This is a genomic window from Bradyrhizobium sp. USDA 4538, from assembly GCF_024171045.1.
GTDB classification, from domain to species: Bacteria; Pseudomonadota; Alphaproteobacteria; order Rhizobiales; family Xanthobacteraceae; genus Bradyrhizobium; species Bradyrhizobium australafricanum.
Map to the genome: position 1 here is coordinate 4847045 of NZ_JALJZE010000001.1, position 25938 is coordinate 4872982.

Genomic DNA, 25938 nt, shown 5'->3' on the forward strand with positions numbered 1-25938 from the left:
GCCGCTTCCGGCCTCTCCGCCAGCAGCTGGTTTTGCGATGCCCGACGATCAATCCGCCATCCCGGCAAGGGACGCCAAGCGCCTGTTCGCAGGCCTTGCGGGCGCGCCGGCGCTCCTGCTTGCGGTGTCCGGCGGTCCCGATTCAGTCGCGCTGATGTGGCTCGCCGCGCGCTGGCGCCGCGCGCTCGCGCAGGGACCGCGGCTGGTGGCGGTCACGGTCGATCACGGCCTGCGTCCTGAAGCGGCTCGCGAGGCGCGCGACGTCAAGCGGCTGGCGCGAAGTCTCGAGCTGCCGCATCACACGTTGCGTTGGACTGGACCAAAGCCTGGAACCGGCGTGCCGGCAGCGGCGCGCGCGGCCCGCTATCGACTGCTCGCGCAGGCCGCACGCAAGCATGGCGCCACGCATATTTTGACCGCGCACACCCGTGACGATCAGGCCGAGACGCTGTTGATGCGGATGCTGCGCGGCAGCGGCGTTGCGGGCCTCTCGGCAATGGCGCGCGAGACCGAGCGCGACGGCGTCTTGCTGACACGGCCGCTGCTCGACATCTCCAAGGCCCAGCTGATCGCGACGCTGCAGAAGGCGCGCATCGGCTTTGCCGACGATCCGACCAACCGCGATCGGTCCTTCACGCGTCCACGGTTGCGCGCGCTGATGCCGATGCTCGCGGCGGAGGGCGGCGACGCGCGGAACCTGGCGCGGCTTGCCGCGCGGATCGCGCGCGCCAACGCCGCCCTGGAGGTGCTGGTCGACGGCGCCGAGCACTATCTTGCGTTGAAGAGCGAGGATAACTCCGGCGCTGGCTTCGATGCTGCGCTGTTCGCAGTAATGCCCGAGGAAATCCGCGTCCGTCTGCTCAAGCGCGCCATCGACCGCGTCGGACATGAGGGCCCGGCCGAGCTCGGCAAGGTCGAAACCCTGCTCGCCGCGATGGACGAGGCCTTGGATGGGACTTTGGGAAAACGCGAATCCAGGCTGAAACAGACCCTTGCCGGAGCGGTCATCAGCATCGCCGCCGGCCGGATCAGGATCGGCCCGGCACCGCCCCGCCGGGGGCGCTCTCGCTGAGCCGGGTTCGATTGTTTCAATCGCTGTCATAATCGGGCAAAGAGGCTTAACCACCCCGGAAAAACACCGGATTCAGCGCCATTTTTTGACCGGGAATCGCGCTAGGATGCGGTAAATAGTCGTGCGTGGTTCCCTTGGCATCTACCCCAGCGGCACCTAAATTGTATGCCATCGACGGGATGGATTCCCTGGGGATTCCCACAGAGCCTGCCCAAGGATAGAGAGAGGCCGCGATCCGCGCGACCACGAAGGAAGACCATGAACGCCAATCTGCGGAATTTCGCCCTCTGGGTCATCATTGTCCTGCTGTTGCTGGCGTTGTTCACGCTTTTCCAGAATCCCGGCCAGCGCTCGTCGTCCTCGGACATCTCGTTCTCGCAGCTTCTCACTGAGGTCGATCAGGGCCATGTCCGCGACGTCGTGATCCAGGGGCCCGAGATTCACGGCACCTTCAACAACGGCACGAGCTTCCAGACCTACGCGCCGAGCGATCCTTCGCTGGTGAAGCGTCTCTATGACGCCAAGGTGCAGATCACCGCGAAGGCACCCGGCGACAACGTGCCGTGGTTCGTTTCGCTGCTCGTCTCCTGGTTGCCGTTCATCGCGCTGATCGGCGTGTGGATCTTCCTGTCGCGGCAGATGCAGGGCGGCGCCGGCAAGGCGATGGGCTTTGGCAAGTCGCGCGCCAAGATGCTGACCGAGGCCCATGGCCGCGTCACCTTCGAGGACGTCGCTGGTGTCGACGAGGCCAAGCAGGACCTGCAGGAGATCGTCGAATTCCTCCGCGACCCCGGCAAATTCCAGCGGCTCGGCGGACGGATTCCGCGCGGCGTGTTGCTGGTCGGCCCTCCCGGTACCGGCAAGACGCTGATCGCGCGCGCGGTCGCGGGCGAAGCCAACGTGCCGTTCTTCACCATCTCCGGTTCTGACTTCGTCGAGATGTTCGTCGGCGTCGGCGCGAGCCGCGTCCGCGACATGTTCGAGCAGGCCAAGAAGAACGCGCCCTGCATCATCTTCATCGACGAAATCGACGCGGTCGGCCGTCATCGCGGCGCCGGCCTCGGCGGCGGCAATGACGAGCGCGAGCAGACGCTGAACCAGTTGCTGGTCGAGATGGACGGCTTCGAGGCCAATGAGGGCGTGATCCTGATCGCGGCGACCAACCGTCCCGACGTGCTCGATCCCGCGCTGCTGCGTCCCGGCCGCTTCGACCGCCAGGTCGTGGTGCCGAACCCGGACGTGGTCGGCCGCGAGCAGATCCTCAAGGTTCACGTTCGCAAGGTGCCGCTGGCGCCGGATATCAACCTCAAGACCATCGCGCGCGGCACCCCGGGCTTCTCGGGCGCCGATCTGATGAACCTCGTCAACGAGGCTGCGCTGACCGCCGCCCGCCGCAACAAGCGGATGGTGACGCAGGCCGAGTTCGAAGAGGCCAAGGACAAGGTGATGATGGGCGCCGAGCGCAAGTCGCTCGTGATGACCGAGGAAGAGAAGCTGCTGACGGCCTATCACGAGGGCGGCCACGCCATCGTCGGCCTCAACGTCGTCGCGACCGATCCGATCCACAAGGCGACCATCATTCCGCGCGGCCGTGCGCTGGGCATGGTGATGCAGCTGCCGGAGCGCGACAAGCTGTCGATGTCGCTCGAGCAGATGACTTCGCGCCTTGCCATCATGATGGGTGGCCGCGTCGCCGAAGAGTTGATCTTCGGCCGCGAGAAGGTGACCTCGGGCGCCGCCTCCGACATCGAGCAGGCGACCCGCCTTGCCCGCATGATGGTGACGCGCTGGGGCCTCTCGGAAGAGCTCGGCACCGTCTCCTACGGCGAGAACCAGGACGAGGTGTTCCTCGGCATGTCGGTCTCGCGCACGCAGAATGCGTCCGAGGCTACCGTCCAGAAAATCGACTCCGAGATCAGGCGTCTGGTCGAGGAAGGCTACAACGAGGCGACCAAGATCCTCACCGAGAAGCGCGAGGATCTCGAGGCGCTCGCCAAGGGCCTGCTCGAGTTCGAGACGCTGACCGGCGACGAGATCATCGACCTCTTGAAGGGCAAGAAGCCCAACCGGGAGTCGGTGCTGGAGCCGTCGACGCCGCGCGCATCCGCCGTGCCGCCAGCCGGCAAGCCGCGCCCGCGTCCCGATCCGGACACCGGCATGGAGCCGCAGCCGCAGGCGTAAGCCTCGCCCGCGATGGCCGGCACTTCCGGCAGACCAGTTGTGCAAAAGCTCGGCCTCAAGCCGGGCTTTTGTATTTTTGTCGACGGGTTGTCCGTTCCCTATGGCGACGTTGTCGGCGAGCTGCCCGCCGATGTGCTGGTAGCGAAGACCGCACGGGCACCGCTCGATGCCGTGCACCTGTTCGCCGCCAAGGCCGAGGGGCTTGCGGCCAGGCTGCGGCGTTACCGTCATGCGATCGCCCCTGACGGCATGATCTGGGTATCGTGGCCGAAGAAGAGTTCGGGTGTCGCGACCGATCTTACGGAGAGACAGGTCCGCGCAACCGGGCTCGCGAACGGCCTGGTCGACGTCAAGGTCTGTGCGGTCGATGACGTCTGGTCGGGACTGAAATTCGTGATCCCGGTCAGGGACCGCGGCAAGCGCTGAAATCGCACCTTTCGAATATCCGTGGCCTCCGCTGCGGCGCCGTGGCATCCTCCCGCCAAGCCGTAAACGGCACGGCCGCGTTGTCTGATGGCGCGGCAAGAAAAAGGGGAGGGGAGGCCGATGCGCAAGGCATTCGGCGCGCTTGGCGCCATTTCGTTCCTGCTGCTGCCCACGTCTTCCATCGCCGCCGAGATGCGCGGCGTCACATCAACCGAAATCAGGATCGGCCAGACCATGCCCTATAGCGGGCCGGTGTCGGCGTTCGGCGCGCTCGGCAAGGGCGAGGCCGGCTATTTCAGGATGCTGAACGAGCGCGGCGGCATCAATGGCCGCAAGATCAACTTCATCTCGCTGGACGATTCCTACGCGCCGCCGAAGACGGTGGAGCAGACGCGCCGCCTCGTCGAGAGCGACGAGGTCGCGCTGATCTTCTCCTCGATCGGCACCGCGCACAATACCGCGATCGCAAAATACCTGCAGGGCAAGAACACCCCGCAGCTGTTCCTGGCCTCCGGCGCCTCGAAATTCGGCGACATCACGCAATTCCCGCAGGCAACAATGGGCGTGCAGGCGCCGTTCCGCTACGAGGCACGGCTCTATGCGCGCTATGCGCTGGCGAAGAATCCGAATGCAAGGTTCGCCGTCATCTCGCAGAACGACGACTACGGCCGCGACTATCTCGCCGGCCTCAAGGACGTGCTCGGCGAGAAGTATGAGTCTCTGGTCACGGTTGCGACCTATGAGATCACGGACCCGACGATCGACTCCCAGATCGTCAAGCTGAAGGCCACCAATGCCGACGTCTTCGTGATCGCGGCGACGCCGAAATTCGCGGCGCAGTCGATCCGCAAGGCCTTTGAGATCGGCTGGCGGCCGATGACTTTCCTGTCCAACACAGCGGTGTGGATCTCGACCGTAATGCAGCCAGCCGGCGTCGAAGCCGGCACCGGCATCATCTCCACGGCCTATGTGAAGGATCCGGACGACCCGGCATGGAGCGACGATCCCGGCATGAAGGGCTGGCGCGAGTTCATGACCAGATACGTGCCGGAAGGCGATCAGCACGACACCAATTACGTCAACGCCTACAACAGCGCGATGGCGCTGGAGGCGGTGCTCAAGGCCTGCGGCGACGATCTCTCGACCGAGAACATCCTGCGTCAGGCATTCGCGATCAAGGGCCTGGAATTGCCGATGCTGCTGCCGGGCATCAAGGTCAACACCTCGCCGGCCGACCACGTGCCGGTCGATCAGATGCAGCTGATGCGCTTCAACGGCAAGACCTGGGATCGCTTCGGCGAACTTCAGACAGGGAATTGAGGGTGGGGCTGATCGCGCTTGAACTGTGAGCGCCGGGGATCAAACCCGTCATCCTGAGGAGCCGCGCAGCGGCGTCTCGAAGGATCGACGGCCCGACTGGTGGCCGATTCATCCTTCGAGGCTCGCCCAGCGGCGCAATTGCGCCGCAAGGCTCGCACCTCAAGATGACGGGACGACGATGCGATTTTGGACTTGTGCGGCGTCGGTTAGTTCGTGCTCTGACCCGCCGCCGCCGCGCCGGTCTTCGTCTCGTCCGAGCGCACATGGATCACGGCGATGTCGTCCTTGTACACCCGCTTCCAGCCCTTCAGATGATCCAGCGCGTTGCCGGCGGGAGAGTCCGAGCTCAGCAGCGTGGCATCGATCCGGTATTTGTCGAGCAGGCCCAGCAGCCGGCCGACGTCGCGGGCATCGAGCGCATCGTAATAGTCGAGCACGAATTGCTCGCCATAGAGCTCGGCGCGGCCGTCGATGAACACCTTCATGTCGCGGCTGACCATGTAGCCGCCGAACGGCGCGGTGCTGAACACGCGTTGCGCCTTGTGCTGCTGCAGCACGTCGACCGCGGCAACGGGCGAGAACATCGGGAGGAATTTGAACTGATGCTGCGCGACGAACATCGCCGTCGTCACCCATGCGCCGATCACCATCGCGATCACAGCCAGGATCGTGACGACGGGAAATGCGCGCGTTTCTTCGAAGCGGGCGGCGGTGGCGCCTGCCGTTCCCCATTGCTCGGCGATCGGCTTGGCGAGCACCAGCGGAGCGATGAACGCGAATACCTCGATGTTGCGGACATGGCTCAGCGCCATCCAGATCAGCCCGAGCAGCAGCAGGATCCGCGGCACCGACAGCGTCAGCCTGCGATAGCAGATCAGGCCGATCAGGCCGAGCAGCGTGGCTTCGAAGAAGCTGGGCTTGCTGAAATCCGCCGGCTTCCATTCCCCGATCAGCGTCAGCAATTTGCCGAGGCTGAGGATCTTGGTCGCGCCCAGCAGGCTGTTCCAGCCATAGGGCGTCAGGCAGCTCGCGGCCAGCGCGGCGAGGCCGAACAGGCCCCATCGCACGACAAGCTGGCGGCGGCGGCCGGGCTCCGCGTTCCACACCGCCTCCAGTCCGATCGGTCCGATCAGCGCCAGCCCGAGAACGAAGCCGCCATGCAGATTGGCCCACAGCGTCATCAGCGGCAGCAGCCACCATGACGGTGAAGTGCGGCGATCCGCGGCCGCGAGCAGGCCGCCGATGAACGCCAGCAGCACCGGCAGCGCCAGCACATGCGGCCGCGCCAAGAAGTGGATCGTCGACAACAGCAGCGCCAGCGCCGCGATCAGAAGCGCGCGCGCCGGATCGAAATACGGGCTCAACAGATGCAGGAAGATTGCGAACGTCGCGCCGATCGCCATCGACGACAGGATCACCGGCCCGGCCCAATCGCCGCCGTATACGAGCGCGTACACCACCTGCGACAGCCACGAGCTCGAGATCCAGGGCTCGCCGAAACGGGTGAACGAGAACACGTCCGATGTCGGCATCGCGCCGTGTTCGAGGATCCACTGTCCGACCCGGATCTGCCACATCGTGTCGGAATCGCGCAGCAGGATTTCGCCGGCCGAGAGATAAAACAGATAGGCGCCCACGGCGGCGCACAGCGGCACCAGTCCTCGCGCCGCGCTACGGCTGCTCACGCTGCTGGTGATGGAGAGTGACATGCGCTTTCTTGCTTGTTTCGGCCGGGGCATCCAGAGCCAACGCCACCGCGTGACGCCAGCGCGCACTCGACCACGGCTTCCGATAAATTCGGGTAAATGCCGCAGCGATATCGCGCGCGTGCGCAAGATCAGATACCTCGATTTCGAGCGATCGCCTTAGCCGGCGATTTACCATCGCGGCCCTGATCCGGCCGGGAGCGGCCGGAGCGTCGCCGGCTCAATCAGAGGTGGTACCAGAGGTTGCAAAAAATCCTTACAATTCCAGCTTGTCATTCAGTCTGAATAGTTGTTCACTTCTTCAGGCGATTGCGGGATCAATCGCTCAAAACGTTGAAGACTCGTGTGTTCTGCCGGTGGGCGCCGGCCGGGGCGCACGGCGGGGGGACGGAACGCCATGGTCTACCGGCGAACTCATCAGGTCGTGAAACGGCTGGCCGCGCGGCGCAGCGCCATCCTGTCGGCTGCGCGGGACGCGGCGGCGGCGGGCGGTATGGCAGCGGTCCAGATCGCACCCGTCGCGGTGCGGGCCAATGTCGCGGCCGGAACGGTCTACCGCTATTTCCCGTCGAAGGCCGAGCTGATCTCGGAATTGATCACGGAAGTCTCGCGCGACGAGCTCACGGCGATCCGGCGTGCGGCCGATGCCGCGCCAGGGCCGTCATCGGCGCTGGCTGCCGCGGTGACGACGATCGCGGTCCACGTGCTGTCGCAGCGCAAGCTCGCCTGGGGCATTTTGGCCGAGCCGGTCGACGTCGACGTCACCGCCTCGCGCCTCGCCAGCCGCCGCGATATTTCCGGCGAGCTGGCCATGCGCATCGATGCCGCGGTGCGCGCCGGCCACCTGCCGGCGCAGGACACGGCGCTGGCCGCCACTGCCTTGCTCGGCGCGCTGCATGAAGCGCTGGTCGGCCCGCTGGCGCCGGCCAATCTCGACGATCCGATCAAGCTGCGTGACGCGGTGCAGACCGTGACGCTGCTAGCGCTGCGCGCGGTCGGCGTGATGGACGCACGCGCGCGGGGCCTCGTGGTGCAGGCGACGACTCCGGCGAAGGCGCTGGTCGGCGCCTGAGGCCAGCGCGCGCGAAGAACAGTTCTGTCGCAATGGCGTTGTAGTTTTGCGGGCTGGGCTCAACCACCTCACGGAGCAACGCATGACGACGACCCATGGCTCGGCCAAATGGCAGGGCGGCATCAAGGACGGCAAGGGCGCGATCTCGACCAAGAGCGGCGCGCTCTCGGATTACCCCTACGGCTTCGCCAGCCGTTTCGAGGGCAAGCCCGGTTCGAACCCGGAGGAGCTGATCGGCGCGGCGCACGCCGCCTGCTTCACGATGGCGCTGTCGCTGATCCTGGGCGAAGCCAAGCTCACGGCGGAGCATATGGAGACCAAGGCCGATGTGACCCTGGAGAAGGTCGCCGACGGCTTCGCCATCACCGCGGTGCACTTGACGCTGTCGGCGAAGATCCCGGGCGCCGACAATGCGACGTTCCAGGAACTGGCCGGCAAGGCGAAGGCCGGATGTCCGGTGTCGAAGCTGCTCAACACCAAGATCACGCTCGACGCGTCGTTGCAGGGCTGATCGCGGCGCGGCGGGTTAGAGCGTTTTCGAGCGAAATAGGCACCGGTTCGTGTGAAGAAGACGCGTCAAACTGGAATCTAGAGCTGCGCGTCGCCCTTCGGGCCGACCGAGGCGATGCGCAGCATGTTGGTGGTGCCGGGCGCGCGCAGCGGAACGCCGGCAACGATGATGACGCGCTGGCCGGCCTTGGCAAAACCGTCGCGGAACGCAATCGAGCCGGCGCGGTCGACCATGTCGTCGAGATCGTGAGCGTCCTCGGCGACCACGCAATGCACCCCCCACACCACCGACAGCTTGCGGCCGGTGACGAGGTTCGGCGTGATCGCGACCACCGGCACCTTGGGGCGCTCGCGCGCCACGCGGATCGCGGTCGAACCTGATGACGTCCAGCAGATGATCGCCGACAGGTCGAGCGTCTCGGCGATCTGCCGCGCGGCGTCGGCAATGGCGTCACCCACCGTCGCTTCGGGATCGACGCGCTGCGCGTTGATCACGTTGCGATAGGTCGGGTCGCGCTCGACCTCCTCGCCGATGCGGTTCATGGTGGAGACTGCCTCCACCGGGAATTTGCCGGCGGCGGATTCCGCCGACAGCATGATGGCGTCGGCGCCTTCGTAGACGGCGGTGGCGACGTCGGAGACTTCGGCGCGCGTCGGCACCGGCGCCTGGATCATCGATTCCAGCATCTGGGTCGCGACTACCACCGGCCTGCCGGCGCGGCGCGCCATCCGGATCATCTGCTTCTGCAGGCTCGGCACCCGCTCCAGCGGCAGTTCGACGCCGAGATCGCCGCGCGCCACCATCAGCGCGTCCGACGCTTCGATGATGTCGGCAAGGCGGTCGATCGCCTGCGGCTTCTCGATCTTGGCCATCACGGCGGCGCGGCCGCGGATCATCTTCTTGGCCTCGATCACGTCCTCGGCACGTTGCACGAAGGACAGCGCGACCCAGTCGATCCCCTCCGGCAGCGCGGCTTCCAGGTCGGCGCGGTCCTTTGCGGTCATCGCCGACACCGGCAGATCGGTATCGGGCAGGCTGACGCCCTTGCGGTCCGACATCTTGCCGCCGATCACGACGCGCGTGACTGCGCGCTCGGGCGAGGTTTCCTCGGCGATCAGCCGCACCTTGCCGTCGTCGAGCAACAGCGCATGGCCCGGGCGGAGCGCCGCGAGGATCTCCGGATGCGGAAGCTGGACGCGGCTGTTGTCACCCGGCGTCTTGTCGGAATCCAGAATGAAGCTCTGGCCGTTCTTGAGCTGGGTCGAGCCTTCCGCGAACGAGCCAAGCCGCAGCTTCGGCCCTTGCAGGTCGACCAGGATGCCGATCGGCCGGCCGTAGCTCGATTCGACATTGCGGATGGTCTTGACCAGCTCCCGCATCTTGTCGTGCGGGGTATGGCTCATGTTGATGCGGAAGACGTCGGCGCCCGCCTCGAACAGCTTGCGGATCATCGCGCTGTCTGAGGAGGCCGGGCCGAGCGTTGCGAGGATCTTGATTCGACGCAGTCGTCTCATGGTTTGTTTCCGGGTGGTGCGGCTGGCGGCAGACCAGACGCGCCCGGAGGCGCTGCGCCCGGCGGCGGGTTGGGCAGGCCCGGCATCGCCCCGGGACTTCCTGGACCCACGCCGCCCGGCATTCCCGGTACTTTCTGCGGCTGTTGTTCGTTGGCTTCGGTCAGCTGGACGGTCCATGCACGCTGCTCGCCGGTGTCGACCTCGAAGAAGCCGGTGCGGTCGAACCCGCGCGCCAGGCAATTTTCGGTGCCCTTGATGGTGAATTCCTTGTCGCGCGAGCACATGAAGGCCTGGCCGGACCATTCGCCGCCGCGATCATAGTCGAGAGCGTAGATGTAGTAATAGCGCGCCACAAGGTTGCCGCGCAGCAAGGTCTCGCAGGTGCGCGACGACACGTTCCACCAGCCCTCGGTGGTCCAGCCCTCGGCGTCCTTGTAGCCGAGCGCGATGCCGACGCGGCTCGAGGTGTTGTTGCAGAGCCGGAAATCGGCCGCCGCCGGGCTCGTCCACAGGCAGGCCGCGACCAGCGCCAGCACCGGCAGGAGGCCGGCCAACGTCAGACGGATATTGCGGGGAGCTGAGGCGAGGGAATCTGTTGGGCTCATGCAGCGAAGCTATATCAAATCATGGACGATTTCGCGTGCCCGGCCGGCACTGTCAACGGGCAGGCGCCCGTCTGCGACGCTGTCGGACTATGGCCGGGGTGGCCGGACGGGTCCGTTTTGCGCGCCGATATGGCAAAATCTGTGACAATTCCCACCTGATATCAATATGGTGAGCGCGACACACGGGATCACGATCATGAGCATTGACGACAAAACCAGAACGGAACTCGAGGCCGCGGTCTTCCGGCGTCTCGTCAGTCACCTGCGCAACCGCACCGATGTGCAAAACATCGACCTGATGAACCTCGCCGGCTTCTGCCGCAACTGCCTGTCCAACTGGATGAAGGAAGAGGCCGACGCCAAGGGCCTTGCGGTGAGCAAGGACGAGAGCCGTGAGGCGGTCTACGGCATGCCGTATGAGGAATGGAAGGCGAAGTATCAGGGCAGCGCGACGCCGGAGCAGCTCGCGGCGATGAAGAAAGCCCAAAGCGGGCATTAAGCCGAGCAACGTCATTCCGGGATGGTGCGTTAGCACCAGACCCGGAATCTCGAGATTCCGGGTTCGATGCTGCCGCATCGCCCCGGAATGACGTTTATACCTGAAAGACCAGCATCTCCTGTGGGCGCGCTGTGGATGAGCGCGATGTTTCCTTGACGGAACGCGCGCCAAAATCGAGGGTCGCCCGCAGCAAGCGGTGCGCAAGGCGCGTATTCGCGTAACATTTTGATACCTGTTCAGGAGTGCGCGATGGCCACCACGTCTGCCGCCGTCAAGGAAGAGCCCGCAACGCGATTTGCCAAGGACCAGCTCAAGTCCATCATCGAGCGCATCGAGCGGCTGGAAGAAGAGAAGAAGACGATCTCGGACGACATCCGCGACGTCTATGCCGAGAGCAAGGGCAACGGCTTCGACGTCAAGGCGCTGCGCGCCATCATCCGTCTGCGCAAGCAGGATCCGAACGAGCGCCAGGAGCAGGAGACCATCCTGGAGACCTACATGCAGGCTTTGGGGATGCTCTGAGGCGGCCGGCGGCCCACTCTCTGCCGGGCGTTCGCCAAGGGCGCCCCCAAAGGCGTCCTCCAAGGCGCGCCCCTCAAAGGCTCAGGTCAAAGCTGCTGGAAGGCCTCCTGTCGAGGCTTGGGTGAAATGCCGGGATTTGCTACACTGCCGGCGAGGCAACCGGGCAGATCGTTCAGATGGACGTGCCAGGACCAGAGCGCCGGCTCGCTGCGGTCCTCGCCGCCGACATGGTCGGCTATAGCCGCCTGATGGAGGCTGACGAGACGGGCACCCTTGCGCGCCTCAAAACCCATCGCATCGAGCTGATCGATCCGGCCATCGCCAAGAATCGCGGCCGCATCATCAAGACCACTGGCGACGGCCTGCTGGTTGAATTTCATAGCGTCGTCGATGCGGTGCTGTGCGCGGCCGAGGTCCAGAGCCGGATGGCGAAGCGCAACGCCGACGTCGCACCGGCGCGGTGGATGCAGTTTCGCATCGGCATCAATCTTGGCGACGTGATCGTTGACGGTGCCGATATCTTCGGCGACGGCGTCAACGTCGCGTCCCGCCTGGAGACGCTGGCCGAGCCCGGCGGCATCTGCATTTCCGGCGCGGTCCGCGATCAGGTCGGCGATCGCCTGGAAGATCTGAGCTTCGAGGATCTCGGCGACCAGACCGTCAAGAACATCGCGCGCCCGATCCGGGTTTTTCGCGTTCATCTCGAATCCGGTGCCAGGCCCGTTCCGGAGCACCCGAGCGCGGTGGCCGCCCCTGTCGTCGCCAAGAAGCCCTCCATCGCCGTGCTGCCGCTCGTCAACATGAGCGGCGATCCCGAGCAGGAATTCTTCGCCGACGGGCTCACCGAGGACATCATCACCGAGCTGTCGCGCTTCCACGATCTGCTGGTGATCTCGCGCAACTCGAGCTTCGTGTACAAGGGCAAGGCCGTGAAGGTGCAGGACGTCGCGAAGGAATTCGCCGTCGACTATGTGCTGGAAGGCAGCGTGCGGAAGGCGGGCGGCCGGATCCGCGTCACCGTGCAGCTGATCGACGCCGTGGCCGACCGGCACGTCTGGGCCGAACGCTACGACCGCGAGCTTGCCGACATCTTCGCGATCCAGGACGAGATGACGCGCGCTATCGTGGCGACCTTGCCGGGGCGCGTCGAGGCTGCCGCGCATGACCGCGTCAAGCGCAAGCCGACCGACAACATGGCGGCCTATGAATGCGTGCTTGCCGCCAAGGTGCTGCATCATCGCTCGGCACGGGACGACAACGCGGAGGCGCAGCGCTTGCTCGAGCGGGCCATCGTGCTTGACCCAAACTATGCCCATGCCCACGCCTGGCGGGCCTGCGTGCTCGGCCAGACCTGGGTCTACAACTGGTGCACCGACCGCGACGCGACCATGGCGCAGGTCGCCGCAGAGCTCGAGATCGCGCTCAAGCTCGACGACAATGACAGTGACGTGCACCGGATCCTCGCCGCGCTGAACCTTAACCGCGACGACCACGACAAGGCGGCCTTCCACCAGGAGCGCGCGCTCGCGCTGAACCCGAACTACGACCTCGTGGTCGTGCAGCAGGGCGAGCTCCTGACCTGGCTCGGGCGGCCCGAGGAGGGCATCGACTGGATCAAGCGGGCGATGCGCCTCAATCCGTTCCATCCGGAGCGCTTCTGGAGCCATCTCGGCCGGGCCTGCTATTGCGCCGAGAAATACGCCGACGCCGTCGAGGCGTTCTCGCGCATCACGCGCCCCGACCACACCCATCATGCCTTCCTCGCGGCGACCTTCGCGCAGATGGGCAACACGGTGGCGGCCTCTGCCCACGCCGCCGAGGTGCTGAAGCGCGAGCCGAGCTTCTCGGTTGCCACGCACCTGACAACGCAGCGCTACAAGTGCGAGCCCGATCGGTCGCGTTACGAGGCCGGCCTGCTCAAGGCAGGGCTGCCGGCCTGAAGGGGCGGAAAGCTATCTTGTCGGCAGAAGCGCGGCTCAGCGCAGCGAGGCGGTGCGGAGCACGAAGGACTGGGTCGTCAGGAGGGCGGTCGCCGAGCCCGAGAAGCGGTCGCAGGTCATGCCCATCATCGGATCTTCCGAGAAGGTCATGACGACGGCGGCCTGCGGCTTCACGAAATGAGCCCGCATCATGGTCATGTCGGTGTCGCCAAGCACCGTGGTCAGCATGGCATTGCTGGCGCTCGGCGCCAGCATCACCACGCGCATCCAGATATCGTTGCCCTTGGCGGCCGAGATCCGCGCGGAGGTGGTGATCACGCCCTGGCTCGGTGCGCCCTTGGCAACGACGGTGTTGATTTCGGTGCTAGGACCCGCGGCATTGCGCGTCGGGCGCACGTTGCGCGGGATCGGCGCGGTCGCTGCGACGATGTTGGCGCGATCGACCGGTGACGCCGCGGGCGCATAGGCCAGCGCCTTGTTGAAGTTTTCGGTCGTCGTGCTGGCTGTGGTCTGCGGATCGCTACCGCCGACCGCCTCACGGGCCTTCAGCGCGGCTATCTGCGCCGCCGACGCCTGCTTCGGCGCCTCACCCTCGTCACCCCAGAAGCCGCGGGCATTGATGATGTCGGCAGGCGATTGCGGCGCGGTGTTCTCGGCCACCTGCACCACTTGCACCGCGGGCTTCGCCTTCGGCATCGGAACGAGTTGGGCGTCGGCGGCGGCGAGCTGGATGGCGGCGGCGAACTGCGGCTTGGCGCGCGGCAGCGGAACCGGATCGGCGGCTTTGGCGGGCGCGGCGGCGGCCACCACGGTGTTGGCGGCGGGCTTGTCGTTCACGCTGGCCGCGCCTTCGTCTTCATCGTCACTCGACTTGCCGCCACCGAACAGCTTCGCGAACAGGCTCGGCTTGCCGATGGTCGCGGCATCGTCACCATTGCCGCGGCGCTCGATATCGGCCTTGGCAAGCTCATAGCCCTTGAGCGGCGTGCCGTCGGTCGGGACATGGACGGTGCGGCCGTCGGGGAACACCCTGACCAGCTGATCGCGGGTCATGCGCGGCCAGTGGCGGATGCTGCCGGTGTCGAGATGGACGAACGGCGAGCCCGAGGTCGGATAGAAGCCGACGCCGCCGCGCTGCAGGCGGAGGCCGGCGTAGCGGATCTGCTCCAGCGGCACGCCCGGGATGAAGAAGTCCATCGCATGCCCCAGCATGTGCTGGCTGTGGCGCGCAACGCCCGAGGAGCGGCGGCGGAGCATGGCGTTGGTGGCAGGGGCGCGATAGGCGGAGATGATCTGGATCGGCTGCTTGCCGCCGACGTCGTTATAGACGTCCCACAGGATGTCGAAGAGGTGACGGTCCATCACCGTTTCATCCTGGGAACGCCAGTCGCGCAGGAAGTGGTTGAGCTGCTTCAGCGCGCCTTCGTCGTAGCGGCCCTCGCGCTTGAAGGTGACGGTGAGGTCTTCGCCGGAATGGGTGTGGTGGAAGGAGAGGGTGCGGGTCTGGTTCAGCGCGGTGGCATCGTGCACCGATCCTGCGCCCGCCAACAGCAATAGCGCAGTCAGGCCGACTTGGTATCCGGCCTTAGGCAACGACAGCGGATTGCAGCGGCGTGCGAAGACAGCCAGCACTATGAGCCCACCCAGTCGACGAGCGTTCGGTCGGCATCTTTCGCAGACCCCCTGCGGAAGACGGTGAACGCTTTCTTAAAGCGGGAGGGTTAACCGAGGTTTACCGACCCGCCCCCAAGTTAGGCTTAACTAACTGGGCGACTGTGGCAAAAGATAGCCCTGCTCCCCGGCCGAGACCCGAAATGGTTAACGTAAACGATCTCGCCTTTTGAGCGAGATCGTTGATTTTGCTTCAAAATTTATCCCAATCGGGCCGAAATGCAGATCAGCGGGTGATCACCCGGCGCTGCTGCTGGGCCTGCCCACGACGGATCGGCTGCGGCTCCGGCTGTCCGAATCCCCCGAACAGGCGCTCGAAGAAGTTTGGTCCGGAGGAGCCAAAGCCGTTGTCGCCGGCGACATTGACGCCGGCGGGCAGGCTGCTGCTCGGCGGACGCGAGTAGCTCGGCTGGGCGTGCGCCACTACCGTCTCGAGATCCTTGCCGCGGCCGTTCCTGAGCAGCGACAGCATGGCGGCGTCGCGGCCGTAAACGTCCCTGCGCAATTGCAGCTTGCCGGCATCGTCCACGAACGCGGTCTGGTAGGTGATGTTTACCGGGATCGGCGTCGGGAATTTCAGGTCGACCTCGCTCGAACCGTACATGCTGCGGATCCGCTCCGGCGTGTAGTGCTGGTTCGGCTCGGTAATGTTGAGCAGGACGGCGGCGTACTGATCGGGATTCTGCACGCGCATGCAGCCGTGGCTGAAAGCGCGCTCGTCCTTCGCGAACAGGTACTTGTCCGGCGTGTCGTGCTGATAGACCAGGAACTTGTTCGGGAAGTTGAAGCGAATGCGGCCGAGCGCGTTGGCTTCACCCGGCGGCTGCGAAATGTGGATCGAGCCGTCGCGGTTGCGCTCGAGCCTGAGGCCCATGCGCTGCAGCACCGTCGGATCCTGCTGCAGGGCCGGCAGATATTCGTTGTAGATGATCGACGGCGGCACGTTCCAGGTCGGATTGACCGTGATGTACTTCATCGTCTCGGTCAGAAGCGGCGTGGCATGCTGGCCGGGCTTCCCGGTGACGACGCGGGTGGTCCAGACCGGCGCGCCGTTCTGCATCACCTTCAGCGTGTAGTCCGGGATGTTGAGGATCACATAGGCATTGCCGACACTGGCGGCGCCGAGCTGGCGCGGCAGCCAGCGCCAGCGCTCCATGTTGACGATCACGGTGTCGATCTGCCGGTCGCGCTTCGGATTGTTCAGCGCCTTGACCGTGCGCTCGTCGAGAACGCCGGTCGGCTTGAGGTCGACGCTGCTCTGGAATTTCTCCACCGCCCGCGCGACCGTCGCGTCATACTTGGTGCTGTCGGCATCCTCGGTGATGCCGAGCTTGTTGCGCAGGTCCGGCACGCGCGGATCGTCCATCTCGACCGCAGCCTGCTTCTTGCGCGCCGGCAAATATTTCAGCGTCGGACCGTCCGCGATCGTGATGACCGGACCGTCGCCCTGGCCGCGCAGCTCGGCGAGCTTCTTCTTCAGCTCCTTGTAGAGCTTCTGCGGCGGGTTGTAGCCGTCGAGCGCGGCGGAGGCGTCCTTGGCGGAGGTCACATTGGCGAACACTTCCGCCGGATCGATCGGGTGCTCCGGATAGAGAATGTCCGCCGACACCTGCGACCAGTGCATGCGGCCGCTCTGGGCCTGGCGGGCGTAGTCCAGCATGCTGGCGGCGAGCTTCAGCTCGGCGTCGGCCAGCGCGTCCGGCGAGGTCGCCGCGGCGAAATCCGGCACCGGATAGTCTGATGCATCGAGGCCGTCGGCGGCCGCATCCTTCAGGCGGGCGATGACGCCCTTGCCGGCGTCGGTCAGCTTGCCGGCCTTGGTGAACACCGGCGCGTATTCGCGAGCCGAATAGAACTTCTCGGCCGCTGCGCGCTCGTTCTTGCGGTCAAAGCTACGCAGCGACTTGCTGGCGAGCAGTTCGCGCAGCTTGTCGGCAACCGGCTGATCCTCGGCAGCAACGTTGCTTGCCGCCTTCGCCGGTTCGCCCGCCGGCGCTGCGGCGGTCGCGGGAGCAGGAGCTGTGGCCGGCGCCGCTGCCGTTGCAGGCGCGGGGCTTGCGGCAGGCGCGGTGGCCGTTGCAGGGGCGGGGGTGGCCGCCGCCGGCGCGACGGCGGTATCGGTCTTTGGCGCGTCGGCGGGCTTCGTCGCCGGCGCGGTTACGGCATCGGCAGGCTTCGGCTCGACGGCCTTTGCAGTCGCGCTCGGCTCTGCCGGCTTGGCGTCGACCGGTTTTGTCTCAGCAGGCTTGGCTTCGGTGGCATGCACATCCGCTGGCTTCACGTCGGCCGGCTTGGCTGCATCGGGCAGCGCGGCGGTGGTGTCGGCCTTGAAATCGCTTGCGGTGGGGGGCGGCACGTTGGCCGGTTCGGGGCGCGGGATCGCCGCGTCGATCGCGAGTTCCGAAGCGCTGGAGTGCGGCGTGTCCTGCGCGAGGGCCGAGGTCGCGGACACCGTGAGGAAGGTTGCCGCGACGGCCATCAATACGCGGTCAAATCCTCGACGGTTGTTCGAACAGTCACGCATCGTCACACCCCCTGGGTGAAACTGCCCCTCATCAAGCTGGAACAGTTCAAATCAGAATTTGGTTTCATAGCTTGCGCGAAGCGCCGGCCTCTCGATCGACTCGCACGCCTGCACGCAACGAACGCAGACGATACCTTTGCCCCTCTCATGCAGCCAGCGCCATGCGGGGCAACTCACGACAAACTGACCTCGAAGCAGCTGATTTCGCTCCGGGCTGTGCGTTTTTGCCACGCGGCACAGCCTTTGTCTGTCACCGCCACGACACGGTTCAAAAGGTTCCCTGGTGCGGCCTATCGGCCTCGAGAGCTAAGTGGCGTCGCTTGCGCGCGCGCCAGCCGCAGCTTCGTCGAGCTTGCGGTAGAGCGTCGAGCGGCCGATCTTGAGGCGGCGCGCGACCTCCGACATCTGTCCGCGATAATGCGAAATCGCGAAGCGGATGATCTCGTTCTCGAGATCTTCCAGGGGGCGCACCTCGCCCGCGGCATTGAGCATGGAAAGGCCGCCGGCGGTGGGCAGGGAGGCGACAACCGGTATTTCATTACCGGAGATCATGGCGGGGGCCGTGGATGGCGACACCACCAGCGGCTCGCCCTGCAGCGATTTGCCCTCCGGCGCCGGATGCGCCGTTCCTTGCGGGAAATCGGCGAGCCCGAGCTGGTCGCCATCGCTCATCACCACGGCGCGGTACACCGTGTTCTCGAGCTGGCGGATGTTGCCCGGCCAGTCGAGCTGCGAGAGGTGGGCCATCGCCTCGCCGCTGATGCCTGTGATGTTGCGGTTTTCCTCGGCGCAGAACCGCGCCAGGAAATGCCGCAGCAGATGCGGGATGTCTTCGCGCCGCTGTCGCAGCGCCGGAATGGTCAGTGGCAGCACGTGCAGGCGATAGAACAGGTCCTCGCGGAACTGGCCGCCTTTCACGAGATCAAGCAGCTTGCGGTTGGTCGCCGAGATGATGCGAACATCGACCTTGACCGGCTTGCGGCCGCCGACCGCCTCGACGGTGCCTTCCTGCAGGGCGCGCAGCAATTTCACCTGCGTGGCCAGCGGCAACTCACCAACCTCGTCGAGGAACAGCGTGCCGCCATGCGCTTCGACGAACTTGCCCTGATGGCGCTCGGTGGCGCCGGTGAAGGCGCCCTTCTCGTGGCCGAACAGGATCGATTCGACGAGATTGTCCGGGATCGCGCCGCAATTCACCGCAACGAACGGCCTGGCCTTGCGCTCGCTGCTGCCGTGAATGGCGCGCGCGAACAGTTCCTTGCCGACGCCGGATTCGCCCTCGATCAGCACCGGGATCGTCGAGGACGCGGCCTTTTGCGCGGTGCGCAACACCCCGGCCATCGCCTCGCTGCGGGTGATGATATCGGAGAAGGTCAGCCGGCCCTCGCGGCTGTGGCGAATCCGCTGCAATTCGCCCTTCAGCGCCGAGGCGTTGAGGGCGTTGCGCAGGGAAACCTGCAGCCGCTCGAACCCGACCGGCTTGACGACGAAATCCTGGGCACCGGCGCGCATCGCCGACACGACATTGTCGATGCCGCCATGCGCGGTCTGCACGATGACCGGGACGGTCAAACCAGCTTCACGAATTTTTGCGAGGACTCCAAGACCGTCGAGGCCCGGCATCACGAGGTCGAGCACGACGGCGTCAATCGCCTGCGTCTCGGATGCGGTCAGGGCCGCGATCGCCGCGTCGCCACTGTCCACGACGAGGGGCTCATAGCCGCACTTCTGCACCATGTTTTCAACCAAACGGCGCTGTACTGCGTCGTCATCGGCGATCAAAATGGTGGCAGCCATGGTTTTCCCCGCACGCTACGTTTATTTGTCTCGAATCGGGGCAATGTCGCCGATGCCGATTAACGCACTCTTAAATGTTGCAAACCCGCATTTATTCCGCCGCCGCCGACATCTTTCCGACTGAACCAAGGTTACGAACAAGATGACCTCGCGCTCCAAAACTGCATCCAGCAAGTCTGCCCTCGGCAAGGCCGCTCTCCGCAAGGAAGCCGCGTTGCGCAAGACGGCCGCGCAACGCAAATCGTCCGCGGGCGGCCCGGCGGCGAGAAAGGCAGCCAGCAAGACCGGCAAGCTTCCGGAATGGAATCTGGCAGATCTCTACTCCGGTATCGATGCGCCTGAGGTCGCACGCGACTTGCAGAAAATGGACGCAGATTGCGTCGCGTTTGAGACCGACTACAAGGGCAAGCTTGCCGAAAATACCGCCAAGGAGGGCGGCGGAAAGTGGCTGGCCGAGGCGATCAGGCGCTATGAGGCGATCGACGATTTGGCTGGCCGTCTCGGCTCTTACGCCGGCCTGGTCCATGCCGGCGACAGCGTCGATCCCGCGATCTCGAAATTCTACGGTGATGTCTCCGAGCGGCTGACCGCCGCGTCGGTGCATCTGTTGTTCTTCTCGCTCGAGCTCAATCGCGTCGACGACGATATGATCGAGCGCGCGATGGCCGAACCCGAGCTCGGCCATTACCGGCCGTGGATCGAGGATCTGCGCAAGGACAAGCCATACCAGCTCGAGGATCGGGTCGAGCAGCTGTTCCACGAAAAGGCGCAAAGCGGCTATGCGGCCTGGAACCGGCTGTTCGACCAGACCATCTCCGGTCTGCGTTTCAAGGTCGGCGGCAAGGAGCTCGCGATCGAGCCGACGCTGAACCTGCTGCAGGACAAGGCGGGGGACAAGCGCAAGGCTGCCGCGCAGGCGCTCGCCAAGACCTTCAAGGACAATGAGCGTAGCTTCGCGCTGATCACCAATACGCTCGCCAAGGACAAGGAAATCTCCGACCGCTGGCGCGGCTTCCAGGATGTCGCGGATTCCCGCCATCTCAACAACCGCGTCGAGCGCGAGGTGGTCGATGCGCTGGTCGCCTCGGTGCGCGCGGCCTATCCGAAGCTGTCGCACCGCTATTACGCGCTGAAAGCCGGCTGGTTCAAAAAGAAGAAGCTGCCGCACTGGGACCGTAACGCCCCGCTGCCGTTCGCGGCGACCGGCACCATCGCCTGGCCCGAGGCGCGCAACATGGTGCTGTCGGCCTATAGCGGCTTCTCGCCCAGGATGGCCGAGATCGCGGAGCGCTTCTTCAGCGATCGCTGGATCGATGCGCCGGTCCGTCCCGGCAAGGCGCCCGGTGCGTTCTCGCATCCGACCACGCCGTCGGCGCATCCCTATGTGCTGATGAACTATCAGGGCAAGCCGCGCGACGTGATGACGCTGGCGCACGAGCTCGGTCATGGCGTCCATCAGGTGCTGGCGGCGAAGAACGGCGCGCTGATGGCGCCGACGCCGCTGACGCTGGCGGAAACCGCAAGCGTGTTCGGCGAGATGCTGACCTTCAAGCGGCTATTGTCCCAGACCAGGAACGCCAAGCAGCGCCAGGCGCTGCTCGCGGGCAAGGTCGAGGACATGATCAATACCGTGGTGCGGCAGATCGCGTTCTATTCATTCGAGCGCGCGGTTCATACCGAGCGCAAGAACGGCGAACTCACCGCCGAGCGGATCGGCCAGATCTGGCTCAGCGTGCAGGGCGAGAGCCTGGGGCCGGCGATCGAGATCAAGCCGGGCTACGAGACGTTCTGGATGTACATTCCGCACTTCATCCACTCGCCGTTCTACGTCTATGCCTATGCGTTCGGCGATTGCCTCGTGAACTCGCTCTATGCGGTCTACGAGCACGCGTCCGAAGGCTTTGCGGAGCGCTATCTCGACATGCTCGCCGCCGGCGGCACCAAGCACTATTCCGAGCTGCTGCGGCCGTTCGGGCTCGACGCCAAGGACCCCAAATTCTGGGACGGCGGCCTGTCCGTCATCGCCGGCATGATCGACGAGCTGGAGGCGATGGGCTGAGGCCCATCGGCGTTCCGGCCGGGCCGGGCGGCAGCCGGTCCCGTGCCAGTTTCGTTCGGCGTTTTGTGCGCCTGGCGGCATGATCGTTCCATGATGCCTGCGTTTGGGAGGGCAATCCTGCCGAGGGCTGGCGCGGCGTCGTCGCTCGAACGTGGATCGGGGACGATTTGCGCTTCAAATCGCCCGATCGGGACCGCGCCGTTGCCCTGCCTATCCGTTTGCGGTAATGGCTCGCGGAGGAACGCGAATTTCTGACTGGGGACAGCGATGGCAGACCATAGCGAAGTGGCCTACACGACCGCCGACGGCAACGATTACGTGGCGCATGAGCAGACCTATGAAGGGTTTCTCATGCTGGTCAAATGGGGCACCATCAGCGTCGCCATCATTCTCGCCTTGATGGCCTATTTCCTGGTCTGATCCTTAGATCGGCTAGCGGCGCCGCCGTCCCGCGGCGGTGCCGGAATTGCTGTCGAAACCCGGATGTAAAAACCGGGTATCCAAATCTGGCGAAAATAACGCTAGTTTGAAGACGCGTGCGCCGCTCGCGCCGCCGGAGGGCCCATGAAGATTGCCGTTGCCAAGGAAATTGATCCGTCCGAGCCGCGGGTTGCGGCCTCGCCCGATACCGTGAAGAAGTTCAAGGCACTCGGCGCCGAGGTCGCGGTCGAGCCGGGCGCGGGCATCAAGTCGGGCCTTCCCGATTCGGAGTTCACCGCGGTTGGCGCCACCGTCAGCGCGGACGCGCTCAAGGACGCCGACATCATCATCAAGGTGAAGCGGCCGGAAGCCTCCGAACTGTCCAAATACAAGCGCGGCGCGCTGGTCATCGCGATCATGGATCCCTACGGCAACGAGGCCGCCCTGAAGGCGATGGCCGATGCCGGCGTGTCCGCCTTCGCGATGGAATTGATGCCGCGCATCACCCGCGCGCAGGTGATGGACGTCTTGTCCTCGCAGGCTAACCTCGCCGGCTACCGCGCCGTGATCGAGGGCGCCGAGGCCTTTGGCCGCGCCTTCCCGATGATGATGACCGCCGCCGGCACCGTTCCGGCCGCCAAGGTGTTCGTGATGGGCGTCGGCGTCGCCGGCCTGCAGGCGATCGCGACCGCGCGGCGGCTCGGCGCCGTCGTCACCGCGACCGACGTGCGCCCGGCCACCAAGGAACAGGTCGAATCGCTCGGCGCGAAATTCCTCGCCGTCGAGGATGAGGAATTCAAGAACGCGCAGACCGCCGGCGGCTACGCCAAGGAAATGTCCAAGGAGTACCAGGCCAAGCAGGCCGCGCTGACCGCCGAGCACATCAAGAAGCAGGACATCGTGATCACGACCGCGCTGATCCCGGGCCGTCCGGCACCAATGCTCGTCACCGGCGAGATGGTGAAATCGATGAAGCCCGGCTCGGTGCTGGTCGATCTCGCGGTCGAGCGCGGCGGCAATGTCGAGGGCGCGAGGCCCGGCGAAGTGGTCGAGACCGATGGCATCAAGATCGTCGGCTACACCAACGTTGCCGGCCGCGTCGCGGCGTCGGCCTCGAGCCTCTACGCGCGCAATTTGTTCTCGTTCATCGAGACGATGGTCGACAAGGCCAACAAGGCGCTCGCGGTCAATTGGGACGACGAACTGGTGAAGGCCACCGCGCTGACCAAGGACGGCGCCGTCGTCCATCCCAACTTCCAGCCGAAGTAAGGAGAGAAGCCATGGAGCATCTCGCGCAGGCCGTCGATCCGTTCGTGTTCCGGCTGTCGATTTTCGTCCTCGCCGTGTTTGTCGGCTATTTCGTGGTGTGGTCGGTGACGCCGGCGCTGCATACGCCGCTGATGAGCGTGACCAACGCGATCTCCTCGGTGATCGTGGTCGGCGCGCTGCTCGCGGTCGGCGTCGGCATGGTGTCGAGCGGTTCGGGCTGGGCCCGCGGCTTCGGCTTCGTCGCGCTGATCTTCGCCTGCGTGAACATCTTCGGCGGCTTCCTGGTCACCCAGCGCATGCTCGCGATGTACAAGAAGAAAGCCAAGTGAGCGGCAATCACCTCGGGGTGATGAGGATTTTGGGGGACCTGAGATGAGCGCCAATCTCTCTGCACTGTTGTACCTCGTGGCGGGGGTGCTGTTCATCCTGTCGCTGCGCGGCCTGTCGAGCCCGGCGTCGTCGCGCCAGGGCAACATGTTCGGCATGATCGGCATGGCGATCGCCGTCGGCACCACGCTGGCGAGCCATCCGCCGGCCGACGGCGTGGCCTGGGTGCTGGTCATCCTCGCGGTCGCGATCGGCGGCGGCATCGGCGCCGTGATAGCGCGCCGGGTGCCGATGACCTCGATGCCCGAGCTGGTCGCCGCGTTCCACTCGCTGGTCGGCATGGCCGCGGTGCTGGTCGCCGCCGGTGCGTTCTATGCGCCCGAGGCGTTCGACATCGGCACGCCCGGCAACATCCATCCGCAGAGCCTGGTCGAGATGTCACTCGGCGTCGCGATCGGCGCGCTGACCTTCACCGGCTCGGTGATCGCGTTCCTGAAGCTGTCGGCACGGATGAGCGGCGCGCCGATCATCCTGCCGTTCCGCCACGTCATCAACATCGTGCTGGCGCTGGCGCTGGTGTTCTTCATCGTCGGCCTCGTGATGAGCGGCAGCGCGCTCGACTTCTGGCTGATCACCATCATCGCGCTGGCGCTCGGCGTGCTGATGATCATTCCGATCGGCGGCGCCGACATGCCGGTCGTGATCTCGATGCTGAACTCGTACTCCGGCTGGGCCGCGGCCGGCATCGGCTTCACGCTCGGCAATTCGGCGCTGATCATCACCGGCGCGCTGGTCGGCTCCTCCGGCGCGATCCTGTCCTACATCATGTGCCACGCGATGAACCGCTCGTTCATCTCGGTGATCCTCGGCGGCTTCGGCGGCGAGACCGCCGCGGCCGGCGGCGGCTCGGGCGAGCAGAAGCCCGCCAAGCTCGGCTCGGCGGATGACGCCGCCTTCATCATGAAGAACGCCTCCAAGGTCATCATTGTGCCCGGCTACGGCATGGCGGTGGCGCAGGCCCAGCACGCGCTGCGCGAGATGGCCGACATCTTGAAGAAGGAAGGCGTCGAGGTGAAATACGCCATTCACCCGGTCGCGGGCCGCATGCCCGGCCACATGAACGTGCTGCTGGCCGAGGCCAACGTGCCCTATGACGAGGTGTTCGAGCTCGAGGACATCAACTCGGAGTTCGCCCAGGCCGACATCGCCTTCGTGATCGGCGCCAACGACGTCACCAACCCGGCGGCGGAAGAGGACAAGACCTCGCCGATCTACGGCATGCCGGTGCTGCAGGTCTGGAAGGCCGGCACCGTGATGTTCATCAAGCGCTCGCTCGCCTCGGGCTATGCCGGCATCGACAACCCGCTGTTCTACCGCGACAACACCATGATGTTGCTCGGCGACGCCAAGAAGGTCACCGAGAACATCGTCAAGGCGATGTAAGGCGGTAGCGATGGCGTTGAACCGGGAGTGGCATCGAGCGCATCGCATGCCGCCCCGGGCGACGCGCGAGCAACGCATCAAGTGGCACATCGCGCATGCGGCGGCGTGCGCGTGCCGAGCGGTCCCCGACAGCGTCAAGGCGGACGTCGAGAAGCTGCTCAAGCTCCGCGGCAAGACATAGCCGCGGCCACCGCTGATGGCGCTGGCACTCGCAATCCTGAAATGGTTCCTGATCGCCGCGGTCGTCGTCTATCTCGGCGGGCTCGCGGTGCTGTACGTCAAGCAGCGCGAGCTGCTGTTTCCGATCCCGCCGGTCGGACGGACTGCGCCGGCAGCCGCGGGCCTTCCCGAAGCGGAAGAGCATGTCCTGACCACCGGCGACGGCGAGAAGGTCATCGTCTGGCACGTGCCGGCGAAGCCGGGCCGGCCGGTCGTGCTGTTCTTTCATGGCAATGGCGATTTCCTTGCCGGGCGCGTGGCGCGCTTCAAGGCCATCACGGCCGACGGCACCGGGCTGGTGGCGCTGTCCTTTCGGGGTTACGCAGGGTCGAGCGGGTCTCCGAGCGAGCAGGGACTGCTGCAGGACGCCGCGGCGGCCTACGCCTTCACCACCGCGCGCTGCCGCGCCGAGCAGATCGTGGCCTGGGGTTTCTCGCTCGGCAGCGGCGTTGCGGTCGCGCTCGCCGCCGAACATCCCCTCGGCAAGCTGATCCTGGAGGCGCCCTACACATCAACGGCTGACGTCGCCGGCGCGCATTTCTGGTATGTGCCGGTCAGCCTCCTGATGCGCGATCAATTCCACTCCGACCGGCTCATCGCGCAGGTCAAGGCGCCGCTCCTGATCATGCATGGCACCGACGATCCGGTGATCCCGATTCGCTTCGGCGAGCGCCTGTTCGATCTCGCCCATGAGCCCAAGCAATTCGTGCGACTGCCCGGTGGCGGGCACGACAATCTCGACGATTTCGGTGCGATGGCGACGGCGCGGCGGTTTATCGGCGCCGCAAGAGGCTGACGGCGGCGATTGTCTGTCGCATAATCGCGCCACCGAAGTGAGGGG

General features: G+C 65.6%; 22 protein-coding genes. 16 read left to right on the top strand and 6 right to left on the bottom strand.

Annotation, left to right across the window (positions count from 1 at the left end):
- Positions 1-37 precede the first annotated feature (37 nt).
- The 4 genes from tilS (at position 38) to J2R78_RS21870 (ending at position 4999) form a co-directional block, all read left to right on the top strand.
- On the top strand, positions 38-1072 hold the full coding sequence (gene tilS, locus J2R78_RS21855; protein WP_253606787.1) for a tRNA lysidine(34) synthetase TilS: 1035 nt from the start codon (positions 38-40) through the stop codon (positions 1070-1072).
- Between the two features lie 258 nt (positions 1073-1330).
- Positions 1331-3253 (top strand): ATP-dependent zinc metalloprotease FtsH, encoded by a 1923-nt coding sequence (gene ftsH, locus J2R78_RS21860; protein WP_018268750.1) that lies wholly within the window; start codon positions 1331-1333, stop codon positions 3251-3253.
- Positions 3254-3292: 39 nt separating this feature from the next.
- Positions 3293-3679 carry a DUF3052 domain-containing protein gene (locus J2R78_RS21865; RefSeq protein WP_253606789.1) on the top strand — a complete coding sequence of 129 codons (387 nt, stop codon included), beginning with the start codon at positions 3293-3295 and terminating at the stop codon, positions 3677-3679.
- A 120-nt stretch (positions 3680-3799) separates the two neighbouring features.
- Complete coding sequence (locus tag J2R78_RS21870) at positions 3800-4999, top strand: ABC transporter substrate-binding protein (protein WP_253606791.1); 1200 nt, start codon at positions 3800-3802, stop codon at positions 4997-4999.
- A gap of 206 nt (positions 5000-5205) precedes the next feature.
- On the opposite strand, the gene J2R78_RS21875 is transcribed toward J2R78_RS21870, so the two are convergent.
- On the bottom strand, positions 5206-6708 hold the full coding sequence (locus J2R78_RS21875; RefSeq protein WP_253606793.1) for a hypothetical protein: 1503 nt from the start codon (positions 6706-6708) through the stop codon (positions 5206-5208).
- 394 nt (positions 6709-7102) lie between these two features.
- Between J2R78_RS21875 and J2R78_RS21880 the strand changes: the two genes are divergently transcribed.
- Positions 7103-7777 carry a TetR/AcrR family transcriptional regulator gene (locus J2R78_RS21880; RefSeq protein WP_026191806.1) on the top strand — a complete coding sequence of 225 codons (675 nt, stop codon included), beginning with the start codon at positions 7103-7105 and terminating at the stop codon, positions 7775-7777.
- 82 nt (positions 7778-7859) lie between these two features.
- Complete coding sequence (locus tag J2R78_RS21885; RefSeq protein WP_016841620.1) at positions 7860-8288, top strand: OsmC family protein; 429 nt, start codon at positions 7860-7862, stop codon at positions 8286-8288.
- Between the two features lie 77 nt (positions 8289-8365).
- Here J2R78_RS21885 and pyk read toward each other — a convergent pair whose 3' ends face one another.
- Together pyk and J2R78_RS21895 are read right to left on the bottom strand one after the other, a co-directional pair.
- On the bottom strand, positions 8366-9802 hold the full coding sequence (gene pyk, locus J2R78_RS21890) for a pyruvate kinase (RefSeq protein ID WP_225162447.1): 1437 nt from the start codon (positions 9800-9802) through the stop codon (positions 8366-8368).
- On the bottom strand, positions 9799-10407 hold the full coding sequence (locus J2R78_RS21895) for a DUF1036 domain-containing protein (protein ID WP_038377731.1): 609 nt from the start codon (positions 10405-10407) through the stop codon (positions 9799-9801). The genes pyk and J2R78_RS21895 overlap by 4 nt, the downstream gene beginning before the upstream one ends.
- A 196-nt stretch (positions 10408-10603) precedes the next feature.
- Here J2R78_RS21895 and J2R78_RS21900 point away from each other — a divergent pair, with 196 nt between their 5' ends.
- From J2R78_RS21900 to J2R78_RS21910, 3 genes are all read left to right on the top strand, one after another.
- Complete coding sequence (locus J2R78_RS21900; protein ID WP_050422684.1) at positions 10604-10906, top strand: DUF1244 domain-containing protein; 303 nt, start codon at positions 10604-10606, stop codon at positions 10904-10906.
- 249 nt (positions 10907-11155) lie between these two features.
- Complete coding sequence (locus tag J2R78_RS21905) at positions 11156-11428, top strand: DUF2312 domain-containing protein (protein ID WP_016841616.1); 273 nt, start codon at positions 11156-11158, stop codon at positions 11426-11428.
- 176 nt (positions 11429-11604) lie between these two features.
- A complete protein-coding gene (locus J2R78_RS21910) occupies positions 11605-13368 on the top strand; it encodes an adenylate/guanylate cyclase domain-containing protein (RefSeq protein ID WP_092080760.1) in 1764 nt (587 codons plus the stop codon).
- 36 nt (positions 13369-13404) lie between these two features.
- On the opposite strand, the gene J2R78_RS21915 is transcribed toward J2R78_RS21910, so the two are convergent.
- The 3 genes from J2R78_RS21915 to J2R78_RS21925 form a co-directional block, all read right to left on the bottom strand.
- The gene (locus J2R78_RS21915; RefSeq protein ID WP_253606802.1) at positions 13405-15000 is read right to left on the bottom strand and encodes a DUF882 domain-containing protein; all 1596 of its coding nucleotides are present in this window, start codon (positions 14998-15000) and stop codon (positions 13405-13407) included.
- A gap of 265 nt (positions 15001-15265) precedes the next feature.
- Positions 15266-17563, bottom strand: a complete 2298-nt coding sequence (locus J2R78_RS21920) for a murein L,D-transpeptidase (RefSeq protein WP_253606804.1) — start codon at positions 17561-17563, stop codon at positions 15266-15268.
- Between the two features lie 306 nt (positions 17564-17869).
- The gene (locus J2R78_RS21925; RefSeq protein ID WP_225645377.1) at positions 17870-19360 is read right to left on the bottom strand and encodes a sigma-54 dependent transcriptional regulator; all 1491 of its coding nucleotides are present in this window, start codon (positions 19358-19360) and stop codon (positions 17870-17872) included.
- Positions 19361-19502: 142 nt separating this feature from the next.
- Here J2R78_RS21925 and J2R78_RS21930 point away from each other — a divergent pair, with 142 nt between their 5' ends.
- From J2R78_RS21930 to J2R78_RS21960, 7 genes are all read left to right on the top strand, one after another.
- A complete protein-coding gene (locus J2R78_RS21930; protein ID WP_253606806.1) occupies positions 19503-21419 on the top strand; it encodes a M3 family oligoendopeptidase in 1917 nt (638 codons plus the stop codon).
- A gap of 267 nt (positions 21420-21686) precedes the next feature.
- Positions 21687-21839 carry an aa3-type cytochrome c oxidase subunit IV gene (locus J2R78_RS21935; protein ID WP_092080774.1) on the top strand — a complete coding sequence of 51 codons (153 nt, stop codon included), beginning with the start codon at positions 21687-21689 and terminating at the stop codon, positions 21837-21839.
- Positions 21840-21983: 144 nt separating this feature from the next.
- Positions 21984-23108 carry a Re/Si-specific NAD(P)(+) transhydrogenase subunit alpha gene (locus tag J2R78_RS21940; protein WP_253606815.1) on the top strand — a complete coding sequence of 375 codons (1125 nt, stop codon included), beginning with the start codon at positions 21984-21986 and terminating at the stop codon, positions 23106-23108.
- A gap of 11 nt (positions 23109-23119) precedes the next feature.
- Positions 23120-23437 carry a proton-translocating transhydrogenase family protein gene (locus tag J2R78_RS21945; protein ID WP_016841609.1) on the top strand — a complete coding sequence of 106 codons (318 nt, stop codon included), beginning with the start codon at positions 23120-23122 and terminating at the stop codon, positions 23435-23437.
- A 43-nt stretch (positions 23438-23480) separates the two neighbouring features.
- Positions 23481-24878, top strand: a complete 1398-nt coding sequence (locus tag J2R78_RS21950; protein ID WP_018268744.1) for an NAD(P)(+) transhydrogenase (Re/Si-specific) subunit beta — start codon at positions 23481-23483, stop codon at positions 24876-24878.
- Between the two features lie 10 nt (positions 24879-24888).
- On the top strand, positions 24889-25059 hold the full coding sequence (locus J2R78_RS21955; RefSeq protein ID WP_253606817.1) for a hypothetical protein: 171 nt from the start codon (positions 24889-24891) through the stop codon (positions 25057-25059).
- 15 nt (positions 25060-25074) lie between these two features.
- On the top strand, positions 25075-25893 hold the full coding sequence (locus J2R78_RS21960; protein WP_253606819.1) for an alpha/beta hydrolase: 819 nt from the start codon (positions 25075-25077) through the stop codon (positions 25891-25893).
- The last annotated feature ends 45 nt before the right edge of the window (positions 25894-25938 follow it).

What these genes read in the sequence shown, in the direction of transcription:
- tilS (WP_253606787.1), top strand. Translation starts at nt 38, where the DNA reads ATGCCCGACGATCAATCCGCCATCCCGGCAAGGGACGCCAAGCGCCTG.
- ftsH (WP_018268750.1), top strand. Translation starts at nt 1,331, where the DNA reads ATGAACGCCAATCTGCGGAATTTCGCCCTCTGGGTCATCATTGTCCTG.
- J2R78_RS21870 (WP_253606791.1), top strand. Translation starts at nt 3,800, where the DNA reads ATGCGCAAGGCATTCGGCGCGCTTGGCGCCATTTCGTTCCTGCTGCTG.
- J2R78_RS21875 (WP_253606793.1), bottom strand. Translation starts at nt 6,708, where the DNA reads ATGTCACTCTCCATCACCAGCAGCGTGAGCAGCCGTAGCGCGGCGCGA.
- J2R78_RS21880 (WP_026191806.1), top strand. Translation starts at nt 7,103, where the DNA reads ATGGTCTACCGGCGAACTCATCAGGTCGTGAAACGGCTGGCCGCGCGG.
- J2R78_RS21885 (WP_016841620.1), top strand. Translation starts at nt 7,860, where the DNA reads ATGACGACGACCCATGGCTCGGCCAAATGGCAGGGCGGCATCAAGGAC.
- pyk (WP_225162447.1), bottom strand. Translation starts at nt 9,802, where the DNA reads ATGAGACGACTGCGTCGAATCAAGATCCTCGCAACGCTCGGCCCGGCC.
- J2R78_RS21895 (WP_038377731.1), bottom strand. Translation starts at nt 10,407, where the DNA reads ATGAGCCCAACAGATTCCCTCGCCTCAGCTCCCCGCAATATCCGTCTG.
- J2R78_RS21900 (WP_050422684.1), top strand. Translation starts at nt 10,604, where the DNA reads ATGAGCATTGACGACAAAACCAGAACGGAACTCGAGGCCGCGGTCTTC.
- J2R78_RS21905 (WP_016841616.1), top strand. Translation starts at nt 11,156, where the DNA reads ATGGCCACCACGTCTGCCGCCGTCAAGGAAGAGCCCGCAACGCGATTT.
- J2R78_RS21910 (WP_092080760.1), top strand. Translation starts at nt 11,605, where the DNA reads ATGGACGTGCCAGGACCAGAGCGCCGGCTCGCTGCGGTCCTCGCCGCC.
- J2R78_RS21920 (WP_253606804.1), bottom strand. Translation starts at nt 17,563, where the DNA reads ATGCGTGACTGTTCGAACAACCGTCGAGGATTTGACCGCGTATTGATG.
- J2R78_RS21925 (WP_225645377.1), bottom strand. Translation starts at nt 19,360, where the DNA reads ATGGCTGCCACCATTTTGATCGCCGATGACGACGCAGTACAGCGCCGT.
- J2R78_RS21930 (WP_253606806.1), top strand. Translation starts at nt 19,503, where the DNA reads ATGACCTCGCGCTCCAAAACTGCATCCAGCAAGTCTGCCCTCGGCAAG.
- J2R78_RS21935 (WP_092080774.1), top strand. Translation starts at nt 21,687, where the DNA reads ATGGCAGACCATAGCGAAGTGGCCTACACGACCGCCGACGGCAACGAT.
- J2R78_RS21940 (WP_253606815.1), top strand. Translation starts at nt 21,984, where the DNA reads ATGAAGATTGCCGTTGCCAAGGAAATTGATCCGTCCGAGCCGCGGGTT.
- J2R78_RS21945 (WP_016841609.1), top strand. Translation starts at nt 23,120, where the DNA reads ATGGAGCATCTCGCGCAGGCCGTCGATCCGTTCGTGTTCCGGCTGTCG.
- J2R78_RS21950 (WP_018268744.1), top strand. Translation starts at nt 23,481, where the DNA reads ATGAGCGCCAATCTCTCTGCACTGTTGTACCTCGTGGCGGGGGTGCTG.
- J2R78_RS21955 (WP_253606817.1), top strand. Translation starts at nt 24,889, where the DNA reads ATGGCGTTGAACCGGGAGTGGCATCGAGCGCATCGCATGCCGCCCCGG.
- J2R78_RS21960 (WP_253606819.1), top strand. Translation starts at nt 25,075, where the DNA reads ATGGCGCTGGCACTCGCAATCCTGAAATGGTTCCTGATCGCCGCGGTC.